The organism is Flavobacterium sp. N1994, from assembly GCF_025947145.1.
In the GTDB taxonomy this organism is placed as follows: domain Bacteria; phylum Bacteroidota; class Bacteroidia; order Flavobacteriales; family Flavobacteriaceae; genus Flavobacterium.
Genome location: NZ_CP109999.1, coordinates 2,941,824 through 2,963,379, shown reverse-complemented (window position 1 = coordinate 2,963,379; position 21,556 = coordinate 2,941,824). Strand labels below are relative to the sequence as shown.

Genomic DNA, 21,556 nt, shown 5'->3' with positions numbered 1-21,556 from the left:
AACGTAAACCATGAAGAATATCAAAATAATTGCCATCTTATTATTTGCACTAAGCATGCAATTCGCAACAGCCCAAAAAGTAAAAATCAAAGACAATATTGCTTATGTAGATGATACCCCCTACCTAAAAGTGAGCGACTGTGGGATGTACAAAGAAGATTGCTCTATCAGTAATTTGGAGGGCAAAGTAATTATTACTATTGACAAACTACCCAACCAAGCCAAACCAGGAACCTATCTTCAAATCGCTTTTAAAGGGTTAAATACCAGTATCGAATTAAATACCACTATGTCAAGAATAGTTAAACTTTTGTACAAGAACAATGCTATTGATAAAGAAGGGAATCTAATTCCGGAGAATGTTAAACTCATTGCTACAAAATATACTAGAGAGTATTCCCTAAAGGAAGGAGACGATTAGTTTTTACTGAAATAGTACTTTATAAAAAAGCCCCGATTTCTCGAGGCTTTTTGTTTATTTCAATTTATATCCCAGCTACAGCCTTTATCTCCTCAATAATTCTTAACGCTAATTTATCGGCTTCGTCTTGTGTGGCGGCTTCAGTATAAATACGGATAATCGGTTCGGTGTTGGATTTGCGTAAGTGTACCCAGTTTTCGGCAAAGTCTATTTTTACCCCATCAATGGTATTGATTTCTTCGTTTTTGTATTTCTCGGTCATGGCTACCAATATCGCATCTACGTCTATTTGTGGCGTCAACTCAATTTTGTTTTTGCTCATGTAGTATTGTGGGTAGGATGCTCTTAATTCGGCCACCGTTTTGTCTTGGTTTGCCAAATACGTTAAGAACAACGCCACCCCTACCAAACTGTCTCTTCCGTAATGCAACTCAGGATAAATGATACCGCCGTTTCCTTCACCCCCTATGATAGCATTGGTTTTTTTCATCAGTTCAACTACATTCACCTCTCCTACTGCACTGGCTTGATAGCTTCCGTTGTGCTTATTGGTAATATCACGCAAGGCACGAGAAGAGGACATATTCGAAACGGTATTCCCTGGAGTTTTACTCAATACATAATCAGCGCAAGCGACCAAGGTATATTCTTCTCCAAACATTTCGCCATCATTTGAAATGAAAGCTAATCTATCTACGTCTGGGTCCACCACAATTCCAAAATCCGCTTTCTCCTCTACCACCAATTTACAGATATCGCCTAAGTGTTCTTTCAATGGTTCTGGATTGTGGGGAAAATGACCATTAGGTTCGCAGTATAATTTCACGCACTCTACGCCCATTTGCTCTAATAACTTCGGAATGATAATCCCACCCGAAGAATTCACACCATCCACCACTACTTTAAACTTTCTTTTAGCTACCGCTTCGGCATCAACTAAAGGTAAATCTAAGACCTCATCAATATGAATATCCATGTAAGCATCATTCACGGTAATTTCTCCCAAGGAATCCACATCCGAAAAGGTGAACGCTTCAGCCTCGGCAATCTCTAAAATAATAGCCCCTTCTGCTCCGCTTAAAAACTCGCCTTTAGCATTCAATAACTTCAATGCATTCCATTGTTTTGGGTTGTGAGAAGCCGTTAAAATAATGCCTCCATCCGCTTCTTCCATAGGAACAGCTACCTCAACTGTTGGCGTAGTGGATAACCCCAAATCAATCACATCAATCCCTAAACCAATCAACGTATTCACCACCAAATTGTGAATCATCGGTCCCGAGATACGAGCATCACGTCCGATAACTACCTTTAACTTGTCTTTTTTGATGTTGTTCTTTAGAAAAGTGCCATAGGCTGAAGCAAATTTTACAGCATCTACTGGTGTTAAATTGTCGCCCACTTGTCCGCCGATGGTACCGCGAATACCTGATATAGATTTGATTAACGTCATTTTGAGTTTTTAGTTTTGTATTATGAGCTGCAAATATAATGAATTGCCTTTTTCGGTACGTCAGTTCGTGTGAATTTGACAAAGTCGAAATTGTATCAAGAACAACTGTTGGTTTCTAATATAAAATTCTTAAATTAGGCACATGAACTTCCTAGCGCACATTTATCTTTCAGGCGATAACGATTTGGTGAAAATCGGGAACTTCATGGCGGATAGTATTCGAGGAAATAGTTATGAAGCCTATCAAGAGGATATCAAAAAAGGGATCTTACTCCACCGCTCTATCGATAGTTTTACTGATATGCATCCTATTTATAGGCAAAGTAAACACCGTTTACACGAAAAGTACGGCCATTACTCGGGTGTGATTATGGATATTTTCTACGATCATTTCTTAGCCAAGAACTGGCATTTATATTCTGATGAGAAGCTGGAAGACTATGCTACCAACTTCTATACTCTCCTAACCGACAATCGCGAATTGCTTACCGAAAAAGTACAGAACATGCTGCCTTCTATGATAGGACGCAATTGGTTGGTACGCTATGCTACGATTGAAGGGTTGGAAATGATTATGTTTCAAATGGACCATCGCACGATGAATCGGGTGGACATGCACGAATCTATTGTAGAGCTAAAACAGTACTACACCGAATTTGATACCGAGTTCCAATTGTTTTTTGAGGAATTGACCCAACATTGTAAGGCGAAATTAAAAGAACTGAATAGGTAATTTATGAAAAGAGGTTTGTTTTTATGGTTACTGATATCGCAGTGTCTTTTCTCCCAACAAAAAGGACTCGTTGCTGATAAAGCCATGGTGGTTTCGGCACGGGAAGAAGCGTCTAAGATTGGCGTAGCTATTATGAAAAAAGGCGGTAATGCATTTGATGCGATGGTAGCGACACAATTAGCACTAGCAGTAGCTTATCCTTATGCAGGAAACATTTCTGGTGGTGGTTTTATGGTGTACAGAAAAGCCGATGGTACTATTGGTTCTTTAGACTTTCGCGAAAAAGCTCCACAGAAAGCGACTAAAAACATGTATCAAGATAAAGCTGGCAATGTAATTCCCAATTTAAGTACGGATGGCGCGTTGTCTGTTGGTATCCCAGGAAGTGTGGCGGGGATATTTGAAGTACATAAGAAGTTGGGGAAGCTCCCTTTAAAAGACTTATTTCAACCGGCTATTACTTTGGCACAAAGAGGCATTGTAGTAACCGAGAAAGAAAAAGCTAAGTTGGATGAATATAGAGGAATTATTGTCAAAATAAGCGGAGACAAAACATTATACAATAAATCCTTTCAAGTAGGTGACACCATTAAATATTTGACATTAGCCAAAACCTTAAAACAAATAGTAAAGAACGGGAAAGATGAATTCTACAAAGGGAACACAGCTAAAAAACTCGTGACTTTCTTGCAAAAAAAAGGCGGTATTATCTCGATGAAAGATTTAGCCGATTATAAAGTAGTTTGGCGCACACCGATTACCTTCAAGTACAAAGAATTAAACATTATTTCGATGGCACCACCATCAAGCGGAGGAATTACATTAGCACAAATCATGAAGATGATTGAACCATATGACGTGTCGACTTTCAAACAGAATTCAACTCAATATATTCAGCTTTTAACTGAAGCCGAACGAAGAGCCTATGCCGATAGAAACTACTTTCTAGGCGACCCTGATTTTGTCAAAATTCCACTAAAAGGATTGCTTAACGAAAGGTATTTAAAAAATAGAATGAGCAATTTTTCTTTTGATAAAGCCACCCCTTCTAGTGAAGTCAGCCATGGCGATGTATCGGTTTACGAAAGCAATGAAACCACCCACTACTCTATTGTAGATGCTGAAGGCAATGCGGTTTCGGTAACCACCACTTTGAATGGCGCTTATGGTTCAAAGTTATATTGTGACGAACTGGGATTCTTTTTAAACAACGAAATGGACGACTTCTCCTCGAAGCCTGGAATCCCAAATTCTTATGGGTTGGTTGGAGCTGAAGCCAATAGTATTGCACCACAAAAAAGAATGTTGAGTTCGATGACGCCTACTATTGTGGAGAAAAACGGAAAGCTCTTTATGCTGTTAGGTTCTCCTGGCGGTTCTACTATTATCACTTCGGTTTTACAGACCATATTGAATGTGTATGAATTTAATATGACCATGCAACAAGCGGTTAATGTTCCAAGATTTCACAATCAATGGTTGCCAGAAGACATTATGGTGGAGCCAGATAAATTTGATAAATCAACCTTGGAAAGGCTATCGACTAAAGGCTATAAAATCAATGAAAAACTAGCCCCTGTTCTAGGTAAAGTAGACGCCATCTTGATACAATCGGACAAAAGATTGGAAGGTGGTGCTGACTTTCGAGGAGATGATAAAGCCGCGGGATTTTAGTCTAAAACACTAAAGAAACTTTTTCTTGTAATTCAAATCAAAAAAAGAAATAAAATATTTATTTTTACTCCCTTAAAACGGTAGGGTTTTTTTACCCTAAATTGTTTTTTTCAATTAACAAACTTATTAAACCTAATGAAAAAAATTATTCTTTTGTTATCCATTTCTTTCTCTTTGTTGAGTAATGCTCAAAGTGATAGAATTTGGAAACCTTACAGTGGTTTACCATTTACTAAAACCAAAAACGTAAATCGCCTCTCTTTCCCTAAAACTTTTGATTTGTATGAATTAAATTTTGACAACATCAAACAAGTTTTAAATTCAGCTCCAGACCGATATGTGAGTTCTAATGGAGTAATCCTGACCATCCCTAATACCAATGGTCAATTAGAACATTTTAAAATGTTTGAAGCTTCTAATTTTACACCCGAATTGCAATCACAATTTCCTGAAATAAGAGCCTATGTAGGTATTGGTGTTGAGGATCCTCATGCCCAATTGCGATTGAGTATTTCTCCACAAGGAATACAAACTATGGTTTCAAGAGCCGATAAAGCAAGTGAGTTTATGGAGCCTTATGCTACTGATGCCAATGTATATGTAGTATACAATTCAGCTCGAAATAAAGCCGCTATTCCTTTCGTTTGTTCTACAACAACGGAACCAAAAAATCCAACTATCACTGGGAAATCTGCTTCAACCAATAGATCAAACTCAGGTACTTTAAAAAATGTCCGTTTGGCTTTATCTTGTAATGGTGAATATGCTGCCTATTTTGGTGCTAGTACAGCAGGTAATGCTACCGACAAAGCAAAAGTTTTAGCCGCATTTAATGCAACTCTTTCTCGTTGTAACGGAGTTTATGAAAAAGATTTAGCGATACACATGAACTTGGTAGCTCAAACTACCAATGTTATTTATTGCAACCCATCAACCGACCCGTATTCAACCAATTTAAACAGTTGGAATGCACAACTTCAAAATACTTTAAGCACAAAATTAACAGGTGCTAGTACTACATTAGCAGCTAATAATGCTGCCTATGATATTGGACATATGTTTGGTGCTACTGGTGGTGGTGGAAATGCAGGTTGTATTGGTTGTGTATGTGTAGATGATACCTCAAGCACAACTGATTTGAACAAAGGTTCTGGAATCACTTCTCCAGCTGATGGAGTTCCAATGGGTGATAATTTCGATATTGATTATGTAGTGCATGAAATGGGACACCAAATGGGGGCTAATCACACTTTCTCTGATAGCAGTGAAGGAACTGGAGTAAATATGGAAATAGGTTCAGGTATAACGATTATGGGTTATGCTGGGATTACCAACTATGATGCAGCACAACATTCTATTGATATTTATCATGCAGCTAGTATTGGTCAAATTCAAACCTATATGAATTCCACTTCTTGTCCAACAGAAGTAACACTTGCTAATGCAGCACCAGTTGTGAATGCTGGTACAGATTATACTATACCTAAAAGCACTCCTTTTGTCTTAACTGGAGCGGCAACATCAACTAGTCCATCTGTATTAACTTATTGCTGGGAACAATATGATAATTGTGGTTCTCAGACTGGGGCAAATAGTGTGGCAAAAGTTACCAAAACAATAGGCCCAAATTGGATATCCTATACCCCTAGTGCATTACCTTACAAATACTTTCCCGTAATGGCTACTGTATTAGCGAACGCTCAAACGACTATTGGTGATGGAAGTCAAGGTATAGCTGTAGAGGCTTTAAATTCAGTAGCTAGAGTTTTAAATTTTAGACTAACCGTTAGAGATAATGTTGCCGGAGGTGGCGAAACTAATTTTGACGATATGAAAGTTACCGTTGATGCAACTAAAGGTCCGTTTACAGTTACTTCACAATCTGCTACTGGTATTTCTTATCCTGGTAATTCTACTCAAACCGTTACTTGGAATGTAGCTAGTACAAGCACATTAGCTGGTGCTTCAACGGTTGATATCTACTTGGCCACAAATGATGACGGTACCAATGCCACTTTTTCTACTTTAGTAGCTTCGGCATTACCAAATAATGGTTCGGCTTCAATTGTAGTGCCAAATATTCAATCTTCTACTTGCCGATTTATGGTAAAAGCATCTGGAAATGTATTTTTTAATGTGAATACGCAAGACTTTACGATTACAGCACCTTTAGCAACAACACAATTAGAAATGAGTAATTTTACTTTGTATCCAAATCCAAACAAAGGAAACTTTACAGTACAATTCAATTCTTCAAGCACAAATGATATAGCAATTGATGTGTTTGACATAAGAGGAAGAAGCATATTTCAAAAAGTGTATTCCAACACTGGATTCTTTTCACAGAATGTTGATATGAATTTAGTAGAATCTGGAGTGTATTTGGTTTCTGTTAAAGATGGAGATAAAAAAGTAGTGAAGAAAATTTTCATTAACTAATACTCTTCTATAAAACTAAAATATTTTGAAATCCTGTTTAGCAATGTTAAACAGGATTTTTTTATTAAAAAGAAACTCAAGAAAACAAAGCAACGAACATTTAAATTTAACTTTGAATTTTTATGAAATACTCTTTTTAAGAAGTATTTTAGCATTTCAAAAGATTTGAATAAATGTCGACGACAAAAGCTTCTCATTTTAAAATCATTTTTAGAAGTATTTTCAGAAGAGCCGAAAATCTAATTTTCCTTCTGAAGGATAAAGTAAGTGAACGGAATTTCATTTACTTGGCCAGTGTAGCTGTGGCGATAACTTGTTCTTTTGCCGTAATTATTCTTAAAAGTTTTGCTCACAATATTTTTCTTTGGGCCAATGATATCAATGGGTTTTTAAAACTGCCGTATATCAACAGTTTGTTACCCGTTGCCGGTATTTTACTCACGGTTTTTGTGATTCGGAATTTCCTAAACAATAACTTAGAAAAAGGAAGTTCCAGAATCTTATATGCCGTTGCCCGAAAAGGCGGTATTGTTCCTAAAAAACAAATGTATGCGCAAATCATAACCAGCTCCTTAACTGTAGGTCTAGGTGGTTCAGCTGGATTAGAGAGCCCAATTGTAATAACTGGTGCAGCCATTGGTTCTAATTTTGCACAGAAATATCATCTGTCACAAAAAGATAGAATTTTGCTTCTAGCTTGTGGTGTTGCAGCTGGAATTGGAGCCGCATTTAACGCCCCTATTGCGGGAGTCTTATTTGCCATTGAGGTGGTCTTGACTGATGTTTCTATTTCTGCATTTATCCCTATTATCATTTCGGCAGCTACTGGTGCTTTGATTTCTACAGTATCGCTTAATCACGATGTGATTTTAAACTTTGAGCAGACTTTAAAATTCGATTATCACAATACGCCGTTTTATATTTTATTGGGACTATTAGCAGGATTTGCTTCAATATACCATGCTCGAAACTTTCAAAGAATAGAGAAGTTCTTTGGCACTTTTAAAAATAAAGGGTATCGTAGAGCCTTATTTGGCGCCTCCATATTGGCGGTTTTGATTTTCTTTTTTCCAACCCTTTTTGGTGAAGGATATGAAAGCATTAAAACGTTAGCCTCTAAAAATCCAAGTATTTTATTGAACAATACCATGCTTGAACCTTTTAAAAGTAGCGAGTGGGTTTTACTAGCATTTGTTGGCGTAACGATGATGCTAAAAGCCTTTGCTACTGGACTAACTTTAGGCAGTGGTGGTAATGGCGGCAACTTTGCTCCTTCCCTTTTTGTGGGTTCTTATCTTGGTTTCTTTGTGGCCAAAACAGTAAACTTGTTAAACATCACCCACCATCTTCCGATTGCCAATTTTACTATTGTTGGGATGGCTGGCATTTTGAGTGGCTTATTTCATGCTCCGTTAACCGCTATATTCCTTATCGGAGAAATTACGGGTGGTTATGATTTGATGGTACCTTTGATGATTGTATCCTCTGTGAGTTATGCGGTTTCCAAACAATTTGAAAAACATTCAATGGATGTGAAAGCTCTTGCTGCTAAAGGAGAAGTATTTACCAGCGATAAAGACAAAAACATTTTACAAAGCATTGATATTTCCAAATTAGTACATCAAAACTTTAAAACGCTAACCATCGAAAACGCTGTTGAAAATGTGGTAGAAATATTCTCAACAACCGAACAAAAAATCATTCCCATTATTGATGCCGATAAAAACCTAATAGGTATTGTGGATTTTGAAACAACTAAAGCCATTATTTTTAATCCGTTTCGTGTAAAATTCATGTCGATTAGCGAAATCATTAGCCAACCCGATGGCATCATTTTACTCGATGATAAAGTAGAAAAAGTAATGAAGCAATTCGAAACCTCGAACAGCAGGATTCTACCTGTTGTACAAAAAGGAAAATACTATGGCTTTCTTTCTAAAATAGACATCCTAGAAAACTACCGTCTCCGATTGAAAGAAATGATTATTGAGTAATATCTTTTAACAATAACTTCTTAACTGTCTACCTAAAAATTCTTAGTAAAATAGTATCTTTGCGCTTTGCAAAAAATGCTATGCTAGATACGGAAAACACGATTGAAGTACTCGGTGCTCGAGTTCATAATCTGAAGAATATTGATATCACTATTCCCAGAGAAAAACTGGTGGTAATCACCGGGCTTTCGGGTTCGGGGAAATCATCGTTGGCTTTCGATACGATTTATGCCGAAGGACAACGTAGATACATCGAAACGTTCTCTGCGTATGCGCGTCAATTCCTTGGTGGATTAGAACGACCTGATGTAGATAAAATTGATGGCTTATCCCCTGTCATTGCTATTGAGCAAAAAACGACTAGTAAAAGTCCACGTTCTACAGTGGGAACTATTACTGAGATTTATGATTTCCTGCGTTTATTATATGCTCGTGGTGGTGAAGCTTTCAGTTATGTGACTGGTGAGAAAATGGTTTCCTATTCGGATGAGCAAATCAAGGAATTGATTGTACAAAACTTTACTGGAAAACGCATCAATATTCTAGCGCCAATCATTCGAGCTCGTAAAGGACACTATGCCGAATTATTCCAGCAAATTACCAAACAAGGTTTTCTAAAAGTAAGAGTAAATGGTGAAGTACAAGACTTGCTTCCCGGAATGAAACTAGACCGTTACAAAACGCATGATATAGAAATTGTCATCGACAGAATGGTGATTGAAAATAACGAAGAAAACGAGAAACGATTATCCGAAAGTATTAAAACAGCCATGTATCACGGCGAAAATGTCTTGATGATTCTAGACCAAGACACTAATGAAGTGCGTTATTTTAGTAGAAATTTGATGTGCCCAACTTCGGGAATATCGTATCAAAATCCGGAGCCGAATTTGTTCTCTTTCAACTCTCCAAAAGGAGCATGTGAAACTTGTAAAGGTTTAGGAACGGTACACGAAATCAATCTAAAAAAGATTATTCCAAATCCGAAACTATCTATTAAAAGTGGTGGTTTTGCTCCTCTTGGCGAATATAAAAGCTCCTGGATTTTCAAGCAATTAGAAATCATTGGAGAAAAATTTGGTTTTAAAATTACTGATGCCATTGAAACCATTCCAGAAGAAGCGATGCAGGTTATTTTGCACGGTGGCAAAGAGAAATTCTCAGTAGAATCTAAAACCTTAGGCATTACCAAAGAATATAAAATTGAGTTTGAAGGCATATCGCATTTCATCAAAAATCAATACGACGAAATTGGCTCGACTTCCATCAAACGTTGGGCAAAGGAATTCATGGATGAAGTTCAATGTCCAGAATGCCACGGCTCTCGTTTGAAACAAGAAGCAATGTATTTCCGAATCAACGATAAAAACATTTTCGATTTGTCGACTATGGATATTTCCGATTTATCGGTTTGGTTTGATGATTTAGAGCATCATTTAAATGAAAAACAAAAAATAATAGCCACTGAAATCGTCAAAGAAATCAAAGATCGTTTACGCTTTTTGGTAAATGTTGGCTTGAATTATTTATCGATAAACCGAAGTTCTAAATCACTTTCTGGTGGTGAAGCACAGCGTATTCGTTTGGCGACTCAAATTGGTTCACAACTCGTTGGAGTACTTTATATTTTGGATGAACCGAGCATTGGTTTGCACCAAAGAGACAACGAAAAACTAATTCATTCTTTAGAGCAATTGCGTGATATCGGAAATTCTGTTTTAGTGGTGGAGCACGACAAAGACATGATTGAACGTGCCGATTATGTGATTGACATTGGCCCAAAAGCCGGAAAATTTGGTGGCGAAATCATCAGTAAAGGAACTCCTGCCGAATTGCACAAAGAACATACGATGACAGCGATGTACTTGAATGGTGAAATGAAAATTGAAGTTCCCAAAAAACGTCGTGAAGGCAATGGCAAATTCCTAAAATTAACTGGAGCAACAGGAAACAACTTGAAAAATGTTTCTATCGAATTGCCTTTAGGAAAACTAATATGCGTAACAGGGGTTTCAGGAAGTGGAAAATCTACTTTGATAAACGAAACCTTGTATCCGATTTTGAATGCTTATTATTTCAACGGAGTCAAAAAACCACAACCTTATAAGAAAATTGAAGGCTTAGAACATATCGACAAAGTGATTGATATTGATCAAAGTCCAATTGGAAGAACTCCAAGAAGTAATCCTGCAACTTACACTGATGTGTTTTCAGAAATTCGAAGTTTGTATACGCAAACGCCAGAAGCTATGATTCGCGGGTATAAAGCGGGACGATTTAGTTTTAATGTTTCTGGTGGAAGATGTGAAACCTGTGAAGGTTCGGGAGTAAGAACGATTGAGATGAGTTTTCTTCCTGATGTTTATGTGGAATGTGAAACTTGTCAAGGAAAGCGTTTTAACCGAGAAACTTTGGAAATTCGATACAAAGGAAAATCCATTTCGGATGTGTTGAACATGACAGTGGATGAAGCCGTACCCTTTTTTGAAAACATTCCGAAAATCTATCGCAAAGTAAAAACAATTCAAGATGTTGGTTTGGGATATATTACTTTAGGACAACAAAGCACCACGCTTTCGGGCGGTGAAGCTCAGCGAATTAAATTGGCAACCGAATTGTCTAAAAAAGATACTGGAAACACTTTCTATATCATGGACGAACCTACTACAGGTTTGCATTTTGAAGATATTCGAGTTTTGATGGATGTCATTAATAAATTGGTTGACAAAGGGAATTCCATTTTGATTATCGAACACAATATGGACGTAATCAAACTTGCCGACTATATTATTGACATCGGGCCTGAAGGTGGAAAAGGCGGTGGCGAAGTAGTAGCCAAAGGAACTCCAGAAGAGCTAGTTAAAAATAAAAAAAGCTACACGGCGCAGTTTTTGAAAAAAGAATTACTTTAGCGCGTTTGCGTAAATATTAAAAATTAAAAATATACATGAAAGAAGAATTTCTAAATGAAGATGATAAAATCCATGACAAATTAAAACAAAAGCCATGGAATGAAATAAGAACTAACGACTCTTGGGCGATTTTTAAAATCATGTCGGAGTTTGTAAACGGATATGAAACTATGGCCCGTATTGGTCCTTGCGTTTCTATTTTTGGTTCGGCTAGAACAAAACCAGACGACCGATATTATCTATTGGCTGAAAAAATTGCTTATAAAATCAGTAAAGCGGGTTATGGTGTGATTACTGGCGGTGGTCCCGGAATTATGGAAGCTGGAAACAAAGGCGCACATAATGGTGGCGGAACTTCGGTTGGACTGAATATCGAATTGCCCTTTGAGCAACATTTCAATCCTTTTATTGACAAAGATAAAAACCTAAATTTTGATTATTTCTTTGTTCGTAAAGTGATGTTTGTTAAATATTCTCAAGGATTTGTTGTGATGCCTGGAGGTTTTGGAACTTTGGACGAATTATTCGAAGCGGTTACTTTAATCCAAACAAAAAAGATTGGGAAATTCCCGATAATTCTTGTTGGTACCGATTTTTGGTCAGGTTTAATCGACTGGATAAAAACGGTTTTAATTGAGAAAGAAAAAACAGTTCATATGGAGGATATGAACCTCATCAAAATTGTAGATACCGAAGATGAAGTAGTAGAAGCTTTAGATAATTTCTATAAAAAATACAATTTGAGTCCGAACTTTTAGAACCAAAATCAGTATACCAATATGTTTTTTAACTCACTACAATTTGCGTATTTTTTGCCTGTGGTGTTTTTGGCCTATTGGTTCATTCCCAATAAATCCAAGGCTTCTCAAAATTTTATTTTAATTGCGAGCAGTTATTATTTTTATTCTTGTTGGGATTGGCGATTTTTATTCTTACTCCTTTTTTCAACGTTATTGGTTTATTTTACTGCATTAAAAATTGAAAGCTGTGTTTCAGCTTTTTCCCGAAAAATGTGGCTTTGGTTTGCCGTTGCGTTGAATCTTAGTTTTCTTGGTCTTTTTAAATACTACGATTTCTTTGTTAATTCCTTCACCGATTTAGCAAACAGCTTTGGATTACATTTGAGTCCATTGTTACTAAAACTGGTACTTCCTGTTGGGATTTCGTTTTACACCTTTCACGGGTTGTCCTATATCATCGATATTTATTTTAAAAGGATTAAAGCCGAACGTAATATTATTGATTATTCGCTTTTCGTGAGCTATTTCCCATTGCTTGTCGCGGGTCCAATTGAAAGAGCGACACATTTGTTACCACAATTAAAAGTCAAAAGAGAATTCAACTTTGAAAAAGCTAAGGAAGGCGTCTATCAAATCATTTGGGGATTAGTTAAAAAAGTAGTGATTGCCGATACTTGTGCTATGTATGCTAATGCTGTATTTGATCATTATAATTCGATGAATTCGCTTTCGCTGATGTTGGGTGCTGTGTATTTTGCTTTCCAGATTTATGGTGACTTTTCGGGTTACTCCGATATCGCTTTAGGAACTTCAAAATTGTTTGGAATTGACTTACTGAAAAACTTTGATTTCCCCTATTTTTCTAGAGATATTGCCGAATTCTGGCGCAAATGGCATATTTCCTTAACGACTTGGTTTCGGGATTATTTGTACATTCCTTTAGGAGGAAGTAAAGGCTCTAAGTGGATGAAAATCAGAAACACTTTTATCATTTTCTTGGTTAGTGGTTTTTGGCATGGAGCCAGCTGGACCTTCATCGCATGGGGATTTATTAATGCGTTGTATTTTATTCCGTTGTTAGTATTAAACAAAAATCGGAATAATATAGATGCTTTTTCGCTTTCTTTCAATTGGAGTTCCTTGAAAATAGTTTTGAATATCTTGATGACATTTATTATAACTTGCCTCGCTTGGATATTTTTCAGAGCCAAAACCATTCACGATGCGCTAGCGTACATCAAACGTATGGTTACGGATTTACACTTTTCTTCACAGTATTTCAACTTAGAACGTTATAGTTATGAACTTGTATTTATGCTTTTATTTTTCGTCATGGTAGAATGGAATAATCGTTATAAAATAGAACCGCTCTCAGGAAAATATTCTTGGTTGAAAGTAAGTTTAAGCATCATAGCAATTATAGCATTAGGGATTTTTACGGATTACAAGAACTTTATTTATTTCCAATTCTGATGAAAAAGTTTTTAGTATTTATAACAAAAATTATACTGGTCATAGTGCTTTCTGCTGCTGTGTTAGATGTTGTGTATACTGCTATTTATTTGAGAAGTGCTAAAAGAAATAAAATAGAATACGTTATCAATTCAAAAAATAAAAGTTTTGATGTAGTCTTTCTAGGTTCTTCGAGAACGCAAAATCACATGGTAGCTAAACTCTTCAACGAAAAAGGAATTAAAGCATATAATTTTGGTATGAGTGGTTCCAAATTAGAGGAAACGGCTTTGCTTTTAAAACTAATGTTAGAACGAAATTATAAAATCAAAAACATCATTTTAGATGTTGATTTGAATCTCAATAGCAATGCTCATTCTGATGGTGTCAGAGCTATGTATATGCCTTATTTACATTGTTCGTCAACCATTCGAAACCATTACAAAACCATCAAAGGATACAACAAACTGCTTTATATTCCGTTTTACAGATACATTGAGAATGACACCAAAATTGGATTCCGAGAAATGTTTTTTTCATTGGTAGGTAAAAAATCAAATGCTTTAGATAACTTTGGGTATTTCCCGTTAAGAGGCGAAGGGAAAAATATGAGTTACGACCTTTCAGATTATGCGCCAAAAAGAAATATAGCTTACGAAGAAATAAAGTCCATTTGCCAAAAAAACAAGATTCATCTGATTGCCATTAGTACCCCAATGTGTCAAGAATGTGATTCAGACGCTTATTTTAACAGCATAAAGTCAGTGTATCCTGAAGTGTATAATTACGAGAACAAAGTAACGGAAGACAAGTATTTTTCATCCTGTGGGCACATGAATGTAGAAGGCGCTACGCTATTTACCAACCTTATATTAAACGATTTTATCCATAACAAATTCAACCCTTGAAAAAGCTCCTTTTTATTTTTCTGATTCTCAATCAAACCTTGTCAGCACAACACAAATCCAAATTAGTTGTTGCTATAGACCATGATAAAAAAGTCTTGACTGTAAATCAGCAACTGACCTTTTTCAACCAAACTAATGATACATTGACCAACATTGTTTTAAATGATTGGATGAATGGATACAGTTCCAAAAACACGCCTTTGGCAGCACGATTTTCAGATGAATTTGAAAGAGGATTTCATTTAGCCAAAGAAAAAGAACGTGGCAGAACAAGTGATATTGCTATTGTTGATGAAACCCAATCAGCCTATACTTGGGAAAGAGATGAGAACCATCCTGATGTTATTCAAATTCGGTTAAAAGAAAAGTTATTGCCAAATCAAAAAATAACGATTGTTTTAAGTTATAAAGTGAAAATTCCGAATGATAAATTTACCAAATATGGATACAGTGACAATGGTCAGTTCTATTTGAAGAATTGCTTTCTGGTTCCTGCACGGTATGACAATCATGGCTTTGTTAAATATGACAATTTAAATTTGGACGATTGTGCTAATGCCCTTTCCGATTATGATATTGAAATCAATGTCCCTCAAAATTTTAACTTGCATTCTGATTTAAATGAAGTACAAAAAGAATCTAATACTGGTTCCAATAACTATCATCTTACTGGAGAAAAAAGATTGGATTTTACACTCTTCCTAGATGATAAAAAGGACTTTGAAATTTATAAAAACGGTGATATAGAAATTGTTTCCAACCTAAAAGACAACCGTTTAAACGAAATTCAAAGAGCTCTTGTGGTTGATAGAATCGTGAGTTATGTCAACGAAAACTTGGGCAAATTCCAACACGGAAAGGTAACTGTAGCGCAAGCAGATTATGATAGAAATCCGTTTTACGGTTTGAACCAATTACCCTTTTTTATTAGCCCGTTCCCCGATGAGTTTATGTATGAAATCAAGTTTTTAAAAACGTATTTGAATAATTATCTTCACAATACGTTACAACTTGATCCTAGAAAAGACAATTGGATTTATGACGGAATTCAAGTCTATATTATGATGAAATATATTGAAGAGTTTCATCCTGATACTAAAATGATGGGCGGTGTTGCCAAGCTAAGATTGCTAAGAGGCTATAATTTAGTTTCCCTCGATTTTAATGGACAATACAGTTATTTGTATATGCTGATGGCACGTAAAAACTTAGACCAACCTTTGGGAAATCCGAAAAATACTTTGATAAAATTCAATGAAAAAATTGCTTCCAAATACAGAGCTGGATTGAGTTTAAGATACCTAGACAGCTATTTACAAAACCATGTAGTTCAAAATAGCATTCAACAATTCTTGGAGATGAATAAAAATCAGCAAACGAATCGCAAGGATTTTGAAAATCTTTTGACTACTAATTCTCCCAAAAAAATCAATTGGTTTTTTGATAAAATTATTGATTCTCGAGATATCATTGATTATAAGTTTGACCAAGTTACACGTACTAAAGATAGCATTCGATTTTCATTAAAAAACAAAACATCTACCAATGTTCCCATTTCTATTTATGGCATCAAAGGAAAAGAAATTGTTTATAAAAAATGGTTTGACACTATCGCTACCGACAGTATTTATTCTATTCCAAGAAATAATGCCGATAAAATTGTAATCAATTACAAAAATGAAGTTCCCGAATTTAATTTGAGAAACAATTGGCGTTCCTTACATGGTTTTCGCTTAAATAATCGTCCGATAAAATTCAACTTTATGAAAGATTTGGAAGATCCTTATTACAATCAAATCTTATATGTTCCCACTTTAGAATATAATTTATATGATGGTTTTTTACCTGGTTTGCGTTTTCACAACAGAACCATTTTAGACAAACCTTTTATTTTTGATCTCAATCCAACGATTTCAACCAAAACACAAAATTTATCTGGAAAAGGATTTATGTATATCAATCAATACAATAGAGATAGTAATTTGTATAATATTCGGTACTCACTAACAGGCCACTATTTACATTACGCGCCAGATGCCTATTATACCAAATTAGCTCCAACGGTAACTTTATTCTTTAGACCCGATGATTTTAGAGACAACAGAAAACAAGCTTTAAGTATAAAAGAAGTCATTGTAGACAAACAAGCAACAGCCTTTACCGTTAGTGAAAATAGCGAAAACTATCAAGTTTTTAATGTCAAATACAACAATTCTAAAACAGAGGTAACGAAACATTTTTCTTTTTTAGGAGACTTTCAATATTCAACTTATTTTGGAAAATTGGCTACTGAAGTGCAATACCGAAAACTTTTTGACAACAATCGTTCTATAAACCTTAGATTCTTTGCTGGGACTTTTTTGCATAATAAAACCACTTCCAATTACTTTGATTTTGGTTTAGACAGGCCTTCCGATTATCTTTTTGAAAGTGATTATTTGGGTCGTTCGGAAACTAAGGGAATCTATAGTCAACAATCGATTGTTTCAGATGGTTTTTTCAAATCCAAACTAGAAACCAGAACCGCGAACCAATGGATGGTAACGACGAATGCTAATTATACGATATGGGGTTGGATTGATGGCTATGGTGATATTGGTTTTATAAAAAATAAAGATAGTGCGCCTAAATTTGTCTATGATAGTGGTATCCGCTTGAACTTGGTTACCGATTATTTTGAATTATTTTTTCCAGTTTATTCTAATAATGGTTGGGAAATTGGAGACAAGAACTATGGCGAAAAAATTAGATTTATTATCACTTTCAGACCTGAAACCCTCATCAATCTTTTTACTCGAAAATGGTTTTAAACCAAAGTTAAATTTACTTTACTTTAAAGATTTGTTTAGATATTTTAATTTTTATTGAATATCTTTCATTATTACCTCTTATAAAAACAAATAAATTACAGATAGTTAAATCTATATTTTCAGTTGAGAATAGAATTTGTTACTACTTTTTATTTAAATTTGTTTCTTCATGAAATATTATTCCTATGTCTGAAACTACATCCAAAACCGAAATCACCTTTGAAGACTTTAAACAAGAAGTTTTAAATGATTATAAAATTGCCACTATAAGCAGAGAATGTAGTCTCCTTGGACGAAAGGAAGTACTAACAGGAAAAGCTAAATTCGGAATATTTGGTGATGGAAAAGAAGTGCCTCAATTGGCTATGGCAAAGGCATTTCAAAATGGAGACTTCCGTTCCGGATACTATCGTGACCAGACGTTCATGATGGCTATTGGTCATTTATCTATTCAACAATTCTTTGCTGGATTATATGGTCACACCGATTTGGCGCATGACCCAATGAGTGCAGGAAGACAAATGGGAGGACATTTTACCACCCATTCCATTGATGAAAATGGGAATTGGAAAAACCTAACGCAACAAAAAAACTCTAGTGCCGACATCTCTCCTACTGCTGGACAAATGCCGCGATTATTAGGATTGGCACAAGCTTCAAAAATCTATAGAAATGTTCGAGGTTTGGAGGGGTTTTCTAACTTTTCTAATCAAGGGAATGAAGTAGCTTGGGGAACAATTGGGAATGCTTCTACTTCGGAAGGATTATTTTTTGAAACCATCAATGCTGCTGGTGTTTTGCAAGTACCAATGGTAATCAGCGTTTGGGATGACGAATACGGAATTTCTGTTCATGCCAGACATCAAACTACTAAAGAAAGTATTTCTGAAATTCTCAAAGGATTTCAACGGGATGAAAATGGAAATGGCTACGAAATCTTAACCGTAAAAGGTTGGGATTATCCAACCTTAGTCGCTACTTATGAAAAAGCCGCAGAGATTGCCCGTGAGGAACATGTTCCCGTTTTAATTCACGTACAAGAATTAACTCAACCTCAAGGTCACTCAACTTCGGGTTCACACGAACGTTATAAAAATGAGGAACGTTTAGCTTGGGAAACCAAATTTGATTGTGTGGCTCAAATGAGAACGTGGTTACTTACCAATGATTTGGCTACAGCTGAAGAATTAGAAACCATTGAAAGCAATTCTAAAAAAGAAGTTTTAGAGGGTAAGAAATCCGCTTGGACTGCTTTTGTTGCTCCGATGAAAGAAGAACAACTGGAATTAATTTCGGTATTGAATTCGATTGCAGCATCTAGTACTAAAAAAGCTTTTATCGAAAAAGAAGCAGCAGATTTGGCCTCCATCAAAGAACCCATCCGTAAAGAAATTATAACCGTTGCTCGTAAAGTTTTGAGATGGGTTGTCAATGAAAATGGACAACAAGAATTAGCTACTTGGATAACCAATTACACCCATAAAATCCAACCAAAATTTAGCTCTCATTTATTTTCACAATCCGATAAAAATGTTTTAAAAGCTACCGAAACTGCACCAACTTATGATGACAAGGCTGAAGAAGTAGATGCGCGTTTAGTATTGCGTGATAACTTTGATGCTATCTTTTCAAAATATCCTGAAGCATTAGTTTTTGGTGAAGATGCAGGGAATATTGGAGATGTGAATCAAGGTTTAGAAGGCATGCAAGAGAAATACGGAGAACTTCGTGTGGCGGATGTTGGCATTCGTGAAGCAACTATACTAGGACAAGGAATTGGATTAGCCATGCGCGGTTTACGTCCGATTGCAGAAATTCAATATTTAGATTATTTGTTATATGCCATTCAAATCATGAGTGACGATTTGGCAACGCTACAATACAGAACACAAGGTCGTCAAAAAGCACCTTTAATCATAAGAACTCGTGGACATAGACTAGAAGGTATTTGGCATTCAGGTTCCCCAATGGGAATGATTATCAATGCTATTCGCGGGATTCATGTATTAGTGCCAAGAAATATGACTAAAGCCGCAGGTTTTTACAACACTTTGCTTCAAACTGACGAGCCTGCTTTAGTAATAGAATGTTTGAACGGATATCGTTTAAAAGAAAAAATGCCAACCAACTTGGGTGAATTTAAAACCCCTATTGGTGTTGTAGAAACCATTAAAACTGGAAGCGATATAACGATTGTTTCTTATGGTTCAACACTACGAATAATAGAACAAGCTGCAAAAGACCTACAAGAAGTAGGTATCGATGTTGAAATCATTGATGCTCAATCGTTGTTGCCGTTCGATATCAATAAGGACTGTGTTAAATCTATTATGAAAACGAATCGTTTATTGGTGATAGATGAAGATGTACCGGGTGGAGCTAGTGCTTATCTTTTGCAACAAATTATAGACGAACAAAATGGATATCAATATCTAGATAGTCAACCACAAACCTTAACTTCTAAAGCGCATAGACCTGCTTATGGAACCGATGGTGATTATTTCTCAAAACCTTCGGCAGAAGATGTTTTTGAAAAAGTATATGCCATCATGCACGAAGCTAAACCAACACAATTTCCTAGTTTGTACTAAGATTTTCCATCTATAAATCAACTCTATGCAACTTAAAAAAGTTTTCTTTTATATCATAGGCACTTTTACTTTGCTTATTCCAGCATTTTACAATGGATATCCATTAGTCTATTCTGACACAGGTTCCTATCTTTTCAATGGAATGGAATTAACAATCCCAAAGGACAGGCCTACAATGTATGGGCTTTTTGTTCATTTATTTAGTTTGAATTTTTCGTTGTGGCTTGTCATTTTCATGCAATCTTTTATTGTTTTTTATGTGCTTTGGCACGTTTTTAAACTGGCAACAAAACCATCAATACCCAAATGGTTTTTTATCCTTTCGATGGCTCTTATGTCATGGTTTACAGGTTTAGGATGGTATACAAGTCAAATCATGCCCGACATATTTACAATAGTCACTCTTTGTACTTTAGCACTTCTTCTTTTCAAGAAAAATCATAGCCGACTACAAACTATCTTTTTTAGTATACTATTGATTTTTGCCATGAATACGCACTTCTCCAATTATCTTATAGCGATACTAACCATCATTATACTATTTATAATAACCAGAAGAAATGGTATTCCCAATGCGAAAAAAGAAGTTTCCTTTAGGCTTCCTGTTTTAGTAACTATACTAGCCATTGCAGTGGGATCAATGACTAATTTTATGGTGGGAAGTACTTTTAAATTAAGTCAAAACAGTCATGTGTTTTTAATGGGGAAAATGCTAGACAGTGGCGTTTTAAAATCGTTTCTTGATGACAATTGTGCTACTAAAAATTATACCTTATGTGATTGCAAAAACACATTACCTGAAACGAGCAGAAATTTACTTTGGGATACTAATAGTCCGTTACAAAAAAATGGCGATTGGCAAAATTCAGAAGCTAGTTATAATGAAATTCTAGTTGATATTGTTACTAGTCCAAAGCACTTATCGCTTTTTTTATATAATGATTTTTGCTCCTCACTAACGCAACTTTTTCAAAACGAGGTGGGTTCGGGAGTGATATCAAATTGGTATTCAGACCCTACAAGTCCTCCTTACCAAGCCGTTGCAAAATATTTTCCGTTTGAATTAAATCAGTACAAACAATCTAGACAGAACACAAACTTATGGGAACAAAATTTAGACTTAACGCTAATCAATTTTATTACTTTCTTTCTTTTGATTATTGCGGTCATTGCTCTAATTTATGTTTTCTTTGTTAGCAAAATAGGACGTCAATATACAGTTCAAACTCAAGTTATAATTTATACAATCCTAATTGGAATTATAACTAATGCTATTGTGACCAGCTCCTTAGCCAATGTATATGACAGATTGCAGGCAAGAGTAAGCTGGGCTTTGGTTTTTTGTCTTTTACTTCTATTTACCCAACATAAAACCCAATTGTCCAACAGGATAAATGCTTTTTTAAAAAATTAAAATTTCTAAATTATA

13 protein-coding genes are annotated in these 21,556 nt (G+C 35.6%); 12 read left to right on the top strand and 1 reads right to left on the bottom strand.

The window, feature by feature from the left end; all coding sequences use genetic code 11:
- The first annotated feature begins 10 nt into the window (after positions 1-10).
- A complete protein-coding gene (locus tag OLM53_RS13255) occupies positions 11-421 on the top strand; it encodes a hypothetical protein (RefSeq protein WP_264520699.1) in 411 nt (136 codons plus the stop codon).
- Between the two features lie 64 nt (positions 422-485).
- On the opposite strand, the gene glmM is transcribed toward OLM53_RS13255, so the two are convergent.
- Positions 486-1,874 (bottom strand): phosphoglucosamine mutase, encoded by a 1,389-nt coding sequence (gene glmM, locus OLM53_RS13250; protein WP_264520698.1) that lies wholly within the window; start codon positions 1,872-1,874, stop codon positions 486-488.
- 142 nt (positions 1,875-2,016) lie between these two features.
- On the opposite strand from glmM, the gene OLM53_RS13245 reads away from it, so the two are divergent.
- From OLM53_RS13245 to OLM53_RS13195, 11 genes are all read left to right on the top strand, one after another.
- On the top strand, positions 2,017-2,607 hold the full coding sequence (locus OLM53_RS13245) for an acyl carrier protein phosphodiesterase (protein WP_264520697.1): 591 nt from the start codon (positions 2,017-2,019) through the stop codon (positions 2,605-2,607).
- A 3-nt stretch (positions 2,608-2,610) separates the two neighbouring features.
- Positions 2,611-4,281, top strand: coding sequence for a gamma-glutamyltransferase (gene ggt, locus OLM53_RS13240; RefSeq protein ID WP_264520696.1), 1,671 nt, complete (start codon positions 2,611-2,613; stop codon positions 4,279-4,281).
- Between the two features lie 135 nt (positions 4,282-4,416).
- On the top strand, positions 4,417-6,720 hold the full coding sequence (locus OLM53_RS13235) for a zinc-dependent metalloprotease (RefSeq protein WP_264520695.1): 2,304 nt from the start codon (positions 4,417-4,419) through the stop codon (positions 6,718-6,720).
- Between the two features lie 173 nt (positions 6,721-6,893).
- Positions 6,894-8,714, top strand: coding sequence for a chloride channel protein (locus OLM53_RS13230; RefSeq protein ID WP_264520694.1), 1,821 nt, complete (start codon positions 6,894-6,896; stop codon positions 8,712-8,714).
- 80 nt (positions 8,715-8,794) lie between these two features.
- Positions 8,795-11,626 (top strand): excinuclease ABC subunit UvrA, encoded by a 2,832-nt coding sequence (gene uvrA / locus OLM53_RS13225; RefSeq protein ID WP_264520693.1) that lies wholly within the window; start codon positions 8,795-8,797, stop codon positions 11,624-11,626.
- A gap of 35 nt (positions 11,627-11,661) precedes the next feature.
- A complete protein-coding gene (locus tag OLM53_RS13220) occupies positions 11,662-12,384 on the top strand; it encodes a TIGR00730 family Rossman fold protein (RefSeq protein ID WP_264520692.1) in 723 nt (240 codons plus the stop codon).
- A 21-nt stretch (positions 12,385-12,405) separates the two neighbouring features.
- Positions 12,406-13,839, top strand: a complete 1,434-nt coding sequence (locus OLM53_RS13215; protein ID WP_264520691.1) for an MBOAT family O-acyltransferase — start codon at positions 12,406-12,408, stop codon at positions 13,837-13,839.
- On the top strand, positions 13,839-14,726 hold the full coding sequence (locus OLM53_RS13210) for a hypothetical protein (RefSeq protein ID WP_264520690.1): 888 nt from the start codon (positions 13,839-13,841) through the stop codon (positions 14,724-14,726). The genes OLM53_RS13215 and OLM53_RS13210 overlap by 1 nt, the downstream gene beginning before the upstream one ends.
- A complete protein-coding gene (locus OLM53_RS13205) occupies positions 14,723-17,536 on the top strand; it encodes an aminopeptidase (RefSeq protein ID WP_264520689.1) in 2,814 nt (937 codons plus the stop codon). Before OLM53_RS13210 ends, OLM53_RS13205 begins: the two co-directional genes overlap by 4 nt.
- A 185-nt stretch (positions 17,537-17,721) precedes the next feature.
- The gene (locus OLM53_RS13200; RefSeq protein WP_264520688.1) at positions 17,722-20,127 is read left to right on the top strand and encodes a thiamine pyrophosphate-dependent enzyme; all 2,406 of its coding nucleotides are present in this window, start codon (positions 17,722-17,724) and stop codon (positions 20,125-20,127) included.
- Positions 20,128-20,152: 25 nt separating this feature from the next.
- A complete protein-coding gene (locus OLM53_RS13195; RefSeq protein ID WP_264520687.1) occupies positions 20,153-21,541 on the top strand; it encodes a hypothetical protein in 1,389 nt (462 codons plus the stop codon).
- The last annotated feature ends 15 nt before the right edge of the window (positions 21,542-21,556 follow it).

Excerpts from the sequence above, each read along its gene's own strand:
- OLM53_RS13255 (WP_264520699.1), top strand. The coding sequence starts at position 11 with ATGAAGAATATCAAAATAATTGCCATCTTATTATTTGCACTAAGCATG.
- glmM (WP_264520698.1), bottom strand. The coding sequence starts at position 1,874 with ATGACGTTAATCAAATCTATATCAGGTATTCGCGGTACCATCGGCGGA.
- OLM53_RS13245 (WP_264520697.1), top strand. The coding sequence starts at position 2,017 with ATGAACTTCCTAGCGCACATTTATCTTTCAGGCGATAACGATTTGGTG.
- ggt (WP_264520696.1), top strand. The coding sequence starts at position 2,611 with ATGAAAAGAGGTTTGTTTTTATGGTTACTGATATCGCAGTGTCTTTTC.
- OLM53_RS13235 (WP_264520695.1), top strand. The coding sequence starts at position 4,417 with ATGAAAAAAATTATTCTTTTGTTATCCATTTCTTTCTCTTTGTTGAGT.
- OLM53_RS13230 (WP_264520694.1), top strand. The coding sequence starts at position 6,894 with ATGTCGACGACAAAAGCTTCTCATTTTAAAATCATTTTTAGAAGTATT.
- uvrA (WP_264520693.1), top strand. The coding sequence starts at position 8,795 with ATGCTAGATACGGAAAACACGATTGAAGTACTCGGTGCTCGAGTTCAT.
- OLM53_RS13220 (WP_264520692.1), top strand. The coding sequence starts at position 11,662 with ATGAAAGAAGAATTTCTAAATGAAGATGATAAAATCCATGACAAATTA.
- OLM53_RS13215 (WP_264520691.1), top strand. The coding sequence starts at position 12,406 with ATGTTTTTTAACTCACTACAATTTGCGTATTTTTTGCCTGTGGTGTTT.
- OLM53_RS13210 (WP_264520690.1), top strand. The coding sequence starts at position 13,839 with ATGAAAAAGTTTTTAGTATTTATAACAAAAATTATACTGGTCATAGTG.
- OLM53_RS13200 (WP_264520688.1), top strand. The coding sequence starts at position 17,722 with ATGTCTGAAACTACATCCAAAACCGAAATCACCTTTGAAGACTTTAAA.
- OLM53_RS13195 (WP_264520687.1), top strand. The coding sequence starts at position 20,153 with ATGCAACTTAAAAAAGTTTTCTTTTATATCATAGGCACTTTTACTTTG.